Origin of the sequence: Pseudomonas sp. PIC25 (assembly GCF_002286785.1) — a bacterium.
In the GTDB taxonomy this organism is placed as follows: domain Bacteria; phylum Pseudomonadota; class Gammaproteobacteria; order Pseudomonadales; family Pseudomonadaceae; genus Pseudomonas_M.
In genome coordinates this window covers 1-12,702 of the sequence record NZ_MUJY01000170.1, presented here as the reverse complement: position 1 = coordinate 12,702, position 12,702 = coordinate 1, and the positions used below count along the sequence as shown (strand labels likewise).

Below are 12,702 nucleotides of genomic sequence, written 5' to 3'. Positions count from 1 at the left end.
TCGCCTCTCCATCGAGAGGCGGGTTCGTTCAGGCTTTCGCCGCCGCCAGGGCCGCATGGCCGGCCCGGCGTCGCTGGCTGCTCAGGGCGAACAAGGCCATGGCCAGGGCAGCGACCACGCCAGGGACGGCGAAGGCCATGAAGTTGAGCGGCAGCGGCAGGTTGATGCCGAGCAGCGCACCGCCCAGCAGCGGGCCGACGATGGCGCCGTTGCGGCCGACGCCGGAGGCCCAGCCGAGGCCGGTGGAGCGGATCGACAGGCCGTAGAACTGCGCCGCGCCGGCGTACAGCAGGATCTGCGTGCCGATGGTGGTGGCGCCGGCCACGGTGATCAGCAGGTAGAGCAGCGGCGTCGGGCTCTTGAAACCGAGCAGGCTGATGGACAGTGCCGCGGCGGCGAAGAACGCCACCATCACCTTGGTCAGGTCGAAGCGGTCGCCCAGCCAGCCGCCGAGGATGGCGCCGGCCATGCCGCCGAAGTTCAACGCGAGCAGGAACGACAGGCTCGACCCCAGGCTGTAGCCGGCACTGGCCATCAGCTTGGGCAGCCAGGAGCTGAGCGCGTAGACCATCAGCAGGCAGCAGAAGAACGCCACCCACAGGCACAGGGTGCGCAGCAGGCGGCCCTCGCGGAACAGCTCCAGCACCGAGACGCCGGCGCCCTTGGTCTCGCTCAGCAGCAGTTCGTCCGTGGGCGCGAAGACGTGGCCCGGCTCGACCCGCGCCAGCAGCTCACGCGCCTGAGCGTACCGGCCCTGGCGCACCAGAAAGCCGATGGATTCCGGCAGGTAGCGGAGGATCACCGGCAACAGCAGCAGCGGCACGGTGGCGGCGAAGAACATCGACTCCCAACCGAAGCGCGGCAGCATGACGATGCCGACGCCCGCCGAGAGCATGCCGCCCAGCGAATAGCCGCTGAACATCACCGCCACTAGCGTGCTGCGCAGGCGCTTGGGCGCGTATTCGTTCATCAGAGCCACTGCATTGGGCATCAGGCCGCCGCAGCCCAAACCGGCGATGAAGCGGCACACGCCGAACTCGGTGGGGTTGCTGGCGAAGCCGTTGACGATGGTGGCGCCGGAGAACAGCAGGAAGCAGATCGCGATGCCCTTCTTGCGCCCGATCCGGTCGGCCAGGGTGCCGAAGCACAGGGCGCCGAACATCATGCCGAACAGCGCGTAGCTGCCCAGCGCACCGGCCTGCAGCGGGGTCAGGCCCCACTCCTGCATGATCACCGGCAACACCACGCCGTAGATGAACAGGTCGTAGCCGTCGAAGATCAGCAACAGCGCGCACAGCGCCATGACCGCCCAGTGGAAGCGGGTGAAACGTGCCTGGTCGATGACCTGGTGGATGTCTATCTGTCGCATGGCATGACTCTCTTTTTTGTTGTTGTAAAAAGTCGTGGGGCGTCCGTGGGCTGGTACCGGACCCGTAGGGGCGAATTCATTCGCCCAGCGCGCCTCCGGCGCTCAGCCCAGGTCCCCGCCGCCCACCGGCAGGACCACGCCGGTGATGTACGAGGCCTCGTCGGAGGCGAGGAAGAGGATCGCGCCGACCTGCTCGTCGAGGGTGCCGTAGCGCTTCATCAGGCTGCTCTCGACGGTCTGCTCGACAATCTGCTGGTACCAGGCCTTTTCCTGCTCGCTCTGCGCCGCGCCATTGCGCGGGATGCGCCGCGGCGGCGCCTCGGTGCCGCCCGGCGCGGTGGCGTTGACGCGGATGCCGCGCCCGGCCGTCTCGAAGGCCAGGCAGGCGGTCAGTGCGTTCACCCCGCCCTTGGCCGCGCCGTAGGGCACGCGATTGATGCCACGGGTGGCGATGGACGAGACATTGACGATGGCACCGGCGCCCTGCTCCAGCAGGTACGGCAGCGCGGCATGGCAGCACCACAGCGTGGGAAACAGCGAACGCCGCACTTCGGCCTCGATCTCCTCGTCGCGGTAGAACTCGTAGGGCTTGGCCCAGATGGTCCCGCCGACGTTGTTGATCAGGATGTCCAGGCGGCCGAAGCGCTCCACCGCCGCATCCATCACGCCCCGGCAATCGCCGGCCTGCTCCAGGTCGGCGGTCAGGCACAGCACGCCTTCATGCCCGGCCAGTTCGAAGACCAACTCGGAGCGATCCACCGCCACCACCCGGGCGCCCTCTTCCAGCAGCCGCTCGGCGACGCGGCGGCCGATGCCCTGGGCGGCGCCGGTGACCACGGCGACCTTGTCCTGGAATCGCTTGTTCATCTTGCCCACCTCAATCCGGGGTATTGCTATCTACCCCCTCTCCCGCTTGCGGGAGAGGGTTGGGGAGAGGGTGGCGTCTGCCTTGCCCTCTCCCCCGGCCCCTCTCCCATAAATGGGAGAGGGGAGTTTCACGCCGACGCGGCGAATTTCTCGTAGTAGAAATTGGCCGGGGCGATGCCCTGCTCGCGGATGAAGCGGCTGACCGCCTCCACCATCGGCGGCGGGCCGCACAGATACACATCCACCTCGCCATCGTTGAGGTGCCTGGGCTCGATGTGCTGGGTGACATAGCCCTTCTGCGGGTACTGGCTGTCCGGGCTGGCGACGCAGGCGCTGAAGGTGAAGTTGGGGATACGTGCGGCGAAGGCTTCCAGCCGGTCCAGCTCGACCAGGTCGTGGTCATGGGTCACGCCGTAGATCAGGTGCAGCGGATGGGCGCTGCCCTCCTCGGCGATCTTCTCCAGCATGGCGGTGAACGGCGCCAGGCCGGTGCCGCCGGCCAGCAACAACAGCGGCCGCTTGATCTCGCGCAGGTAGAAGCTACCCAGCGGGCCGGTCATGGTCAGGCTGTCGCCGGCCTTGGCCAGGCCGGTAAGAAAGCTGCTCATCAACCCGCCCGGTACGTTGCGGATCAGGAAGCTCACCTCCCCATCCTTCGGCAGCGAACTGAAGGAATAGGCGCGGGTCTGCTCGCTACCCGGCACGCGCAGATTCACGTACTGCCCCGGCAGGAACGCCAGCCGGCTCAGCGACTCGCCCTTGAGCGACAGCGCGATGGTGCTCTCGGACAGCTTGCGCACCTCGGCGATGGCCGCCTCGAAGGCTGCCAACTGCGTCTTGCACACCTGCGACGAGGCCGGCACCCGCACCACGCAATCGCTCTCGGCACGCATCTGGCAGGTCAGCACGTAGCCCTGCCCGGCCTCGTCCTGGCTGAGGGCGTCCTCGATGTAGTTGTCGCCCAGGTCGTAGCGGCCGGCCTCGGCGAAGCACTTGCAGGCCCCGCAGGCGCCGTCGCGGCAGTCCAGGGGAATGTTCACGCCCTGGCGGTAGGCCGCGTCGGCCACGGTCTCGCCGGGGTTGGCGTCGATGAAACGGGTCACCCCGTCTTCGAAATTGAGAGCAATCTTGTGCGACATGGCGCACCTCGCTTTAACAGTCGTTGCAGTCGAAACGCGGTGGACACGCAGCCGGAACCCCGGCGGGAAAACGTTCCCGCGCAGCCCTGGCGCCGCGGCCTGGCCGGGTTCTCAGATGTGGTAGACGTCGATGACCTGGCGGACGTAATCGTTCTTCAACACCACCTTCTTCGCCTTGATCAGCGGGTTCGGCCCGCGCGTGTCGAGGCGATAGAAACTGGTGCCGTAGAAGTGATCCACCGTCTTGTAGCGGAAGCTCAGCGTGTGCCAGTTGAAGCGCACCGCGCAAAAACCCTCGCCCTGCTCGACCAGTTCGATGTTGGTGATGTTGTGCGACGTGCGCGTATCCGGGATGGTCGCGCTGGACCGCTCGGTGCGGATGCGGAACACCCGGTCCTCCAGGCCGCAGCGATTGCCATACCAGATCAGCGAGATTTCCGTCTGCGGGTCCTCCACCAACTGGTCGCGGTCGTCCCAGGCCGGCATCCAGAAGGTCGCGTCCGGTGCGTACAGCTCCAGCCAGGCGTCCCACTGCTTGTCGTCGAGGTAACGGGCTTCGCGGTAGAGGAAGTCGCGCACCTGCTCGTAGGTCATGCTCATTTACGCGCCCTCCACATGGATCATCCGATCCTGCTCGCGCTGCAGCGCCTTGATCATCTCCTGCTGCCAGTAGTGGTGCTGCAATACGAACAACCCCTCGTCCTCGGTACGCACGCCGCTGAGCTGCGGGTGCAGGTCGATTTCGCGGGCGGAGTCGTCGGGGCCCTCGATCCAGTGCTTCGCCCCGCGCGACATGTCGTTCCACTCCATGGCGCGGCCCTGGAAGCCCTGCTGGCAGGCACGGAATTCCTCCAGATCGTCCGGCGTGGCCATGCCGGAGACGTTGAAGAAATCCTCGTACTGGCGGATGCGGCGGGCACGCGCCTCGGGGCTCTCGCCCTTCGGCCCGATGCAGTAGATGGTCACTTCGGTGCGGTCCACCGACAGCGGCCGGGCGATGCGCAGTTGCGAGCCGAACTGGTCCATCAGGTACAGGTTCGGGTACAGGCAGAGGTTGCGCGAATGGCCGATCATCCAGTCGGCGCGGGCCTCGCCGAACTCGGCGGCCAGGCGCTCGCGGTCGGCGAACAGCGGGCGATCCTCGGGGTTGTCCCAGCGGGTCCAGAGCAGCAGATGGCCGTTATCGAAGGAATAGAAGCCGCCGCCCTTCTTCCCCCAGCCACCGGCGCTCATGGCGCGGATATCGTCGCCCGCCTCCTTCAGCTTGCGCTGCTGCTGGGTGGCGGCGTAGTTCCAGTGCACGGCGGTGACGTGGTAGCCGTCGGCGCCGTTCTCCGCCTGCAGCTTCCAGTTGCCCTCGTAGACATAGGTGCTCGATCCGCGCAGCACCTCCAGGCCATCCGGGGATTGGTCGCAGATCATGTCGATGATCTTCCGCGACTCGCCGAGGAATTCCTCCAACGGCGCCACGTCCGGGTTCAGGCTGCCGAACAGGAAGCCCCGGTACGACTCGAAGCGCGCGACCTTCTTCAGGTCGTGGGAGCCGTCGCAATTGAAGCTGTCGGGGTAGCCGGCGTCGGTCGGGTCCTTCACCTTGAGCAGCTTGCCCGAGTTGTTGAAGGTCCAGCCGTGGAACGGGCAGGTATAGGTAGCCTTGTTGCCGCTCTTGAAGCGGCACAGCATGGCGCCACGGTGGCTGCAGGCATTGATGAACGCGTTGAGCTCGCCGTCCTTGTTGCGCGCGATGAAGATCGGCTGCCGGCCCATGTGGGTGGTGTAGTAGTCGTTCTTCTCGGGAATCTGGCTCTCGTGGGCCAGATACAACCAGTTGCCCTCGAAGATGTGCGTCATCTCCAGATCGAACAGGCGGGGGTCGATGAACATCTCGCGCTTGCAGCGGTAGATGCCCCTCCTCTGGTCTTCCTCAAGCAGGCTCTGCAGGTAGTCGAGTCCCAGGTTCATGGCCGTGGCTCCGTTGTTATTGTTTCAACGGTTCCAAGGCTACGGCCGAGGATTGTCCGACAATATCCGCTTACTGCAGACCTTTATCCGTTTTCTGCAAGACGCATCTGGCGCGGGGCTTCCAGGTGTACGGAGGCCATGCCTCGGTGCAATCCGAAGCCACGATTCCCTACGGCAAGGATGAGAAACGACGCGGCCAGTCGACGGGCTTGTATAGGGGCGAATTTATTCGCCCGCTTTTAAGAAACCCCAACACCAAACACCCCGAACCCACACCGCCCCCAAAAACCTACCCCTCCCGCCGCCGCAACGTATCCGAAGGCAGCTCCCCGAACGCCTGCTTGTAACTCTCGGAAAACCGCCCCAAATGCAAAAATCCATAATCCAGCGCCACCTCGGTGACGTTGCGCACCTTCACCGCCGGGTCGCTCAACTGCGCCCGCACCTGCTCCAGCTTCCGGTTACGGATGTAATGCTTCGGGGTCGTCCCCGCATGCCGCTCGAACAGCGCATACAGCGAACGCGGGCTGACCCGCGCCAGCGCCGCCAACTGCTCCGGCGTGATGTCCTGCTTCAGGTTCTCCTCGATGAACTGCGCAATCCGCTCGAACGACGGCGACACACACTCCGGCGGCTCGAAACTCAGGTTGTTCTCCAGCAACCCCAACAGCTTGCTGGCCACGATGCGGGTGAAGTGCTCCTGCACCTGCGGCAGTTGCTGCGCACTCTCCGCCTCGTCGCAGATCAGCGACAGCAACCCGAGAAACCCTTCCAACTGCGCCAGACTGTGCCGCACCCCGAAGCGAATTCCCTCCGCCGGCATCCGCCAGCGATTCTCGCTGCACGCCTGCCCCAGCAAGGTCGAAGGCAGCTTGACGATGAACTTCTCGCAATCGTCCGAATAGGTCAGGTCTACCGGATCGTCCGGGTTGATCAACAACAGCTCGCCCGGCACGAAGTAATGCTCCTGCCCCCGCCCGCGCCACAGGCAATGGCCATTGAGCAGGATCTGCAGGTGATAGATGGTCTCCAGCGCCGGTGACGTAACCCGCACGCTGCCGCCATAGCTGATACGGCACAGGTCCAGGCTGCCGAACGTGCGATGGCTCAGGCTCGCCGCCGGATGCCCCGATGTAGGCAAGCGGATGCAATGCGACCCCACATGCTGGTTCACATACTCCGACACCGCATACGGGTCCGCATGGGCGAAGACCCGGCTCTTCTCGTTCAATAGGCGACAGTTCATAGCACGGCGCTCTTGTAGTTCTTATAGGCAACACCACGGGCAAGGCACCCGCACTCAAGCCATTGATACCGGCAAAACGCCAATACCGGCGTAACAGCCGATCAACGGTCATCGACGGAACGACACCCAGCCGCCGCCCCGCCAGGGTAGACGGACCGACAGCTTAGGGAATTCGACCATGGGGGAACATGGCGGCGGGCGGTAAGCGAACGGTTTGTGGGTGGGGCATTCGCCAGCAATGCGGTCGCTGCGTTGAAGGCTTTCGAAACGAGACAGAAACGTTCCCGTCTTAAACCGGAACCTCTCACGATTAGCCTGGGACGGATTGTTGAGAGCCAGGCTGAAGGGAGTCCTGAGCCTCGGTGAAAACGGAGCGGTAGGGGCGAACTCATTCGCCCGCTCTTCGCCCCGACACAAGAAAGAAGGCGGCACAAAAGCCTCGCCAGCAGAGCTGGCTCCTACAGGGCCGGACTGGCCGCCGCCCCGAACCGTACCAACTGCATCTCGCGCAGGCGGCTCAAGGTGCGGCGGAACGGAAACGCCAGGTAGCCCTCGGTATACAACGCCTCCAGCGGCACCTGCGCCTCCAGATACAACGGCACGCCCCGGTCGTAGCACTCGTCCACCAGGGCGATGAAGCGCCGCACACCGTTGTCATGGGCGGCCAGCCGCGGAAGCTGTCGATCCCCCGCCGTCACCCGCTCCACCCCGTCCTCGGTGCCACGGGCGATGTAAGCCTCGCGCTGGGAACCGCTCAGGCTGGGCACCTCGCCCAGCAGAATGGCCGGGAAGCGGTCGCACAACTCGATGAAATCCGAAGCCGAGCGCGGCGCCTCGCAAAGATCGGCATAACGGCACCAGACCGCCGTATCGCAGGCATTCACCACCGGCAGGCTGCGCCCGCCGATCAGCAGCGCCTCGTCGCTGCTCGCCCGCCCCTCCGCCAGCCCCACGAATACCTCGCCCAGGGCACTGGGCTCGCCGGGCCGGGCCAGCCAGTAGCGCTGCTGCGCCTGCCCCGGATGCAAACGGTGGTCCTGGCCGCCATCGACATCCACCACCTGCGTATACCGCTGGATCGCCGCGATGGCCGGCAGAAAGCGGTCCCGGTTGAAACCCTCGGCATAGAGCTGTTCCGGCGGCTGGTTGGAGGTGACCACCAGCACCACGCCCTGCTCGAACATCGCCTGCATCAACCGGCCGAGAATCATCGCATCGCCGATATCGCTGACGAACAACTCGTCGAAACACAACACCCGCACCTCCCGCCCCAGCTCGCAGGCCAGGGCCAGCAGCGGATCGGCCGTGCCGGTCAACTGGAACAAGCGCTGATGCACCCAACGCATAAAGTGATGGAAATGAAGCCGCCGCGCCGGCACCCGCAGGCTCTCGTGAAAGCGATCCATCAGCCAGGTCTTGCCACGCCCCACCGGCCCCCACAGATACACCCCACCCATCGCCCCGGCCCGCCCGGCATGCAGCGCCCGATGGCAACACTCCAACACCTCCGCCGCCCGACGCTGGGCGGCGTCCGGCAAAAAACCTGAATGGGCAACGGCCTGCTCGTAGGCAGCCAGCGGCGAAAGAGGAACGGACATGAACGGAAAACCGGCAGAAAAACCAACCGGCGACGCTACGGGCTCGACGGAGACTTGTCCAGCCGCCGCGCCCGGAACAGCCCGGCGTATAGCCCAGTCAGCACGACATCGGCGACAGCAAAGCCAAGAGACCAGCCCCGACACCTGAACGCGCCCTTTGGTCATGCCAACCAGCATGCCTTTGGCGAAGTTCACTTCGCGCACGTCTTACTTGGAAGACGACACCCCGCCTCCCAAACGGCCAGAACCCAGCACAACGTCCCGCCCCCACACCGCCCCCCTCGCCCCGCTGGGGAGAGGGCTGGGGTGAGGGGTGGAGCCTGAACCCCCAACCGTGGACAAGCGGATGCCATGCGACCCGATATGCTGGTTCATATTCCGACACGGCATGAGCGAACCCAATACAGCCAATCAACGGCCATCGACGGAACGACACCCCGCCAGGGTAGGCGGACCGACCGGTCCGCTTAGGGAAATCGACCACCGGGGAACATGGCGGTGGGCGGTAAGCGAACGGTTTGTGGGTGGAACGGTGCCCAGTGAGGAATGTGATCGCTGCGTTGACGGCTTTCGAAACGACAGCGACAGAAACGTTTCACGTCTTATATTTTTGATCGGTTTCGACCCGAAGCCACTGATGAGAACCGGCAGCAACCGGCCGATTCTATGGAAAAGTCCCTCCTCGATTTACCCACGAAGAAGCGTAGCCAACATGAATCTGGCTCGCTCACAGAAGGCGGGGCTGTCTTAGTTTTTACGTAGCAACGTCAAAATTGAGTGTTTTTTGAACTATTGAGGAGCAACTAAAAGGTCACCTTTTTCAACAGAATCGGCCAAAAGCGGTCACTAACATTCAAGGCCAGGAACTCTGCGCGCCTTATTATGCAGTATCCCCTGCGCTGCAGGGTTAGCTGTCTTCAGCTCACTTGAGAAACTTTTCGTAATCAGCCTTAACACCGCTAGGAACACTGGCAGGATCAATAAGGGCTAGACTCTGTTTGAATCGCTGGCGGCATAACGGCAGACTACTTACGCGACGGCCAAGCGTTGTTTCGGGTGAAGTTGCCAAACGAATCATCGTAGCGATCTCACGGGGAGAGAACGACTTGATCATTTGGTCATAGCTTGTTGAAGCAGCCCACGAGACACCGTGTCCATTGCCCACATTGCAACAGAGCACTACTTGAACAAATTGCTCTTGTACCGTTTCGGGAACGGCACCTTGTTGTGAGAGTTCTAACAGACGCTCAGCGAATGGGGGCTCGTTGTAGAAATTGTTCATCCCATTGTGAACGCTCCATAGACGATCTACCGCACGATAGAAAACCGCATGTTGCTCGGACTCGTTTAGCAGTGTCAAAAGTCCCAACTTCTCGAAGTACTGCAACGATGCTGTATGCCGTGGCTCATCACCCTTTGCTGCATACTCACTGTGTTTGTTGACTAAGTCAGCACGCAACGCGGCAGTAAACCCCGTTTTTAGCGCGTCGCAGATATCTAGCGAATTGAGGCGCGAAGGCTCTGACGTATTGGGATCACAGTAGATGCCGTGAACCATTCCAACAAGCATCTGACGCTGTGCGTCATGGGTTTCGCCAAGTCGTTGAACCCAAACGCCGCACTGATTCGCGTTGAATCGCGCCCCTTTTACTGCCGAAATGAACGCACTAATATCAACGCCCTTTGGCGATGATGCATCAGCGAGTGCGTAACGAACACAACGATTAAGGAACGTCGTGAATTCGCGGTCGTTGACCGTTCCGAGGGTGGGGTGTGCGGCCGAAAAATTGTTTCGAACATCCCGACATTGATCGAGAAAGAAGAAGCCATCCTCATTGACGAGGTTAAGTTTTAGGCACAACTCCAACAATTTGCTGTCTTGAAGTTCAAGCAAGTGCTTTTCTTCAAAATCAGACTGAATAATCTGGGCAACGATTGGCAAGCCAAAGTTTCGCACCTTCGTTCGGAGCTGAAGGATCGCAGCATTCCAGATGTAGTTCATCGCTCCATCAAAAAGCCCAGTGCTCACGGCAACGCACATTCTTGCGATTAGCTCCCCTCGAAGCGGGACAGGGATTTCTCGCAGTTCGCGCGGCAAATCGCGCCAAGCGCAGTGAATTTCCTCATCACTCGCCAGCACAGTTCGAGGAATCCCAAGGGCAGTCGTGAGTGCTGAAAGCGTTGGTAAAATTGTTGTCGGCAATGCTGGAAGCAATGGATCAAGTGGCGAGGGGACTATGTCTGACACTATGTTGTCTCCGAGGGTTGATTCAAGACAGCTAACGTTTGAGTTCAGCGCGCAGTCCGTAGGACCGTCGACCCTGCAGCAAATTGGTATGCGTTACTTGCCAGATGCGCTCTTCTCACCTCGTGGAGATCGATAAACGCGGCCGGTTGGCTAGTGGCTATGGGCTGGAGGACAAAAGCACCAACAGCAATCAGCACGCTAGCCCACCAGGGCAAGCAGCTGGCGACATGGAAAAGGTCTTCGGTGGGTATTGTTCTGCGGTGTCTCGCCATCCCTGCGTTCCCTGACTGGCCATCCATTAATGGGCACAGTGCCATTATAAGGACTATAGACGCTGATTCGGATCGGTAAAGTGCCGTTTGGCTGATCGAGCAAAAGCCCCGTGGCGTAAGCCGCCTCGGGGCACGGAGCAGTGGGTGATGTTAATGATCGCCTCTGGGGGGAAGCGCATACTGCATTTCGTCCCGGGCCTGGAGGTAACGATTGAGATAAGCCGAAGGAACGCTGTTGAACGCAGATTTATTCCCACCCGGGTCCTTGTAGGTCGTGTACATGTTCCGCGTCCCCGTTACTCCATCCCAGACACTTCCATTGTTCCGGAGTCCTTCAATCAAACGTTGAGCGGCCTCCGGGCCTGCGGCCACTCGAAGCCGCATCTTGGTGAAGCGATTCATCTTGGCGTCATCGAACGGTGTGGTGGAGAGCGCATCGGCCAATTCCTCGGTCATGGGCCGGGGGCCTCCCGGTGGGGTGGTTATCAAGCGGATCGGTTCGGTAGGATTGGTCCGCTCTCCGTAGGTGTAGATTTTTTTTAACCCCTGCCAGGCATCTACGACCACCGCCTTGTCACCGACAGTCCGGTCCCGCCAATCTCCTGCGATCACGAAATTATGGTCCTCGTTGGACTCTTTAACCTGAAACACCGGCAAATGCCGGGATATATTCTGGAACTCGGCTCCAACCATCCTGCGATGTTCCCCGCAACTTCCTCCCCCGGTCAGTTTGACGTTCTTCAGCTCTTCTGCTTCCGAGCCCGCTCCGCCAACAAGGTCCCGCGACATTTTCATGCGTGTCCAACTGCGCCCGCCGCTCATCCAAATGGCAGCTTCCTGATTGCCCGGACCATCAGGGAAGGTTTCGTGCCCTGTTTTGAGCAGAATGTCATGGGCGGCTTGCATTGTTTCGAATATTCGAGTCGATACTTTGATGGTTTCACCATTCCGCCTTCCAATTAAAGCATCGAGACGAGAATCGTTGATATGAGATAGCGGCACGTACTCATTGACGATACCGGACCGGCTCGAGGAACCATGAGTATTCATTCTTTACCTTCTATTAGCGAGATTAGTAGATGCCGTCACTGGAGCATGGCGGGCATTGTTTTGAAACTCCAACCACTCCCGCATACCTCGGGCTCTTTCAATAAAACCTTCCACTAGCTTGTAGGCGGTTGCCATATCCAACTCTGGCAAGGCTTGGCGAGTTGAAAGCACGATTTTGTTCGGTGCCTGGGTCATGCCGATTGCAAAGACGGGGTGGGATAAATCGAATACGTTCACCCTCAACAAAGTGCGCAATATTTCGGCAGAACAGTCTTCTGCGACTTCACCCAGCACACTGACCAGGTTCAGATAACCTCGCTGCATTCCAATAAGATGAATCTCCAAATCCTCATTCAACGTCAACACATAGGCTTCATTGTCTTTAGCCTCTATCTGCGAATCGATCCCATATTGTTTGAGCACATGGGAGACGAGCAGGTGAAAGGAGCGTTCCGCTTGCATGGCATCATCCTGTATTTGCGTTTGGGGCGGGCTCTCCAAGAGGCTTCTTGTGAGACGAAGCCTGATGATTAACCCCAGACTCTCCGTGGCTTCTGTAGCGGCGTAGTTCCAAACGAACAGGCCCCACCTGCCCCAGGTTTTGGCCTATGTCCGTCATACGGGACGCGCCTCAAGGAGCGCGCGTGACGGAGTTACCGCTCACCGCCTCCATACCGGAATGCCGCTTGTTCTTCACCCAACCCCGGCCTATCCTGCGCCGGTCACGGTTGTCCGTGGCCGGGTTTGACAGCCCGAACAGTTAGGCGCGATCCGCGCCTGGTAATGCATGTTTCTACAGCGCTCTATGGCCGGAATCGCGTGGGTCTTCGTCGAACTACGCAGGAGTCTTTCGCCATGGAAAACGCTTTCTCTCCCCTCACTCTTCACCGCTACGACCGCCCCTTGCGCGGTGTGATGATCGACGGCCAGCCCTGGTTCGCCGCCTGGGAT

At 61.4% G+C, this 12,702-nt stretch carries 10 protein-coding genes; all 10 read right to left on the bottom strand.

The features are described from left to right. Nucleotides 1-28: 28 nt before the first annotated feature. Nucleotides 29-1,369, bottom strand: coding sequence for an MFS transporter (locus BZL41_RS21795; RefSeq protein ID WP_095601215.1), 1,341 nt, complete (start codon nucleotides 1,367-1,369; stop codon nucleotides 29-31). Between the two features lie 102 nt (nucleotides 1,370-1,471). After that, entirely contained in the window at nucleotides 1,472-2,236 is a 765-nt protein-coding gene (locus BZL41_RS21790) for a 1,6-dihydroxycyclohexa-2,4-diene-1-carboxylate dehydrogenase (protein ID WP_095601214.1), read from the bottom strand. A 128-nt stretch (nucleotides 2,237-2,364) separates the two neighbouring features. Then, nucleotides 2,365-3,375 (bottom strand): benzoate 1,2-dioxygenase electron transfer component BenC, encoded by a 1,011-nt coding sequence (gene benC / locus BZL41_RS21785; RefSeq protein ID WP_095601213.1) that lies wholly within the window; start codon nucleotides 3,373-3,375, stop codon nucleotides 2,365-2,367. Between the two features lie 111 nt (nucleotides 3,376-3,486). After that, nucleotides 3,487-3,975, bottom strand: a complete 489-nt coding sequence (gene benB / locus BZL41_RS21780; RefSeq protein ID WP_095601212.1) for a benzoate 1,2-dioxygenase small subunit — start codon at nucleotides 3,973-3,975, stop codon at nucleotides 3,487-3,489. Beyond that, nucleotides 3,976-5,337, bottom strand: a complete 1,362-nt coding sequence (gene benA / locus BZL41_RS21775) for a benzoate 1,2-dioxygenase large subunit (protein WP_095601211.1) — start codon at nucleotides 5,335-5,337, stop codon at nucleotides 3,976-3,978. Between the two features lie 289 nt (nucleotides 5,338-5,626). Next, a complete protein-coding gene (locus tag BZL41_RS21770) occupies nucleotides 5,627-6,583 on the bottom strand; it encodes an AraC family transcriptional regulator (protein ID WP_095601210.1) in 957 nt (318 codons plus the stop codon). A gap of 458 nt (nucleotides 6,584-7,041) precedes the next feature. Then, a complete protein-coding gene (gene zapE / locus BZL41_RS21765; RefSeq protein WP_095601209.1) occupies nucleotides 7,042-8,181 on the bottom strand; it encodes a cell division protein ZapE in 1,140 nt (379 codons plus the stop codon). A 922-nt stretch (nucleotides 8,182-9,103) separates the two neighbouring features. Continuing rightward, a complete protein-coding gene (locus BZL41_RS21760) occupies nucleotides 9,104-10,429 on the bottom strand; it encodes a hypothetical protein (protein WP_095601208.1) in 1,326 nt (441 codons plus the stop codon). A gap of 422 nt (nucleotides 10,430-10,851) precedes the next feature. Then, complete coding sequence (locus BZL41_RS21755) at nucleotides 10,852-11,751, bottom strand: hypothetical protein (protein ID WP_095601207.1); 900 nt, start codon at nucleotides 11,749-11,751, stop codon at nucleotides 10,852-10,854. Nucleotides 11,752-11,754: 3 nt separating this feature from the next. Beyond that, a complete protein-coding gene (locus tag BZL41_RS21750; protein WP_095601206.1) occupies nucleotides 11,755-12,213 on the bottom strand; it encodes a CesT family type III secretion system chaperone in 459 nt (152 codons plus the stop codon). Nucleotides 12,214-12,702: the final 489 nt, after the last annotated feature.

What these genes read in the sequence shown, in the direction of transcription:
- BZL41_RS21770 (WP_095601210.1), bottom strand. Translation starts at nt 6,583, where the DNA reads ATGAACTGTCGCCTATTGAACGAGAAGAGCCGGGTCTTCGCCCATGCG.
- BZL41_RS21750 (WP_095601206.1), bottom strand. Translation starts at nt 12,213, where the DNA reads ATGCAAGCGGAACGCTCCTTTCACCTGCTCGTCTCCCATGTGCTCAAA.
- BZL41_RS21755 (WP_095601207.1), bottom strand. Translation starts at nt 11,751, where the DNA reads ATGAATACTCATGGTTCCTCGAGCCGGTCCGGTATCGTCAATGAGTAC.
- BZL41_RS21790 (WP_095601214.1), bottom strand. Translation starts at nt 2,236, where the DNA reads ATGAACAAGCGATTCCAGGACAAGGTCGCCGTGGTCACCGGCGCCGCC.
- zapE (WP_095601209.1), bottom strand. Translation starts at nt 8,181, where the DNA reads ATGTCCGTTCCTCTTTCGCCGCTGGCTGCCTACGAGCAGGCCGTTGCC.
- BZL41_RS21795 (WP_095601215.1), bottom strand. Translation starts at nt 1,369, where the DNA reads ATGCGACAGATAGACATCCACCAGGTCATCGACCAGGCACGTTTCACC.
- benB (WP_095601212.1), bottom strand. Translation starts at nt 3,975, where the DNA reads ATGAGCATGACCTACGAGCAGGTGCGCGACTTCCTCTACCGCGAAGCC.
- benA (WP_095601211.1), bottom strand. Translation starts at nt 5,337, where the DNA reads ATGAACCTGGGACTCGACTACCTGCAGAGCCTGCTTGAGGAAGACCAG.
- benC (WP_095601213.1), bottom strand. Translation starts at nt 3,375, where the DNA reads ATGTCGCACAAGATTGCTCTCAATTTCGAAGACGGGGTGACCCGTTTC.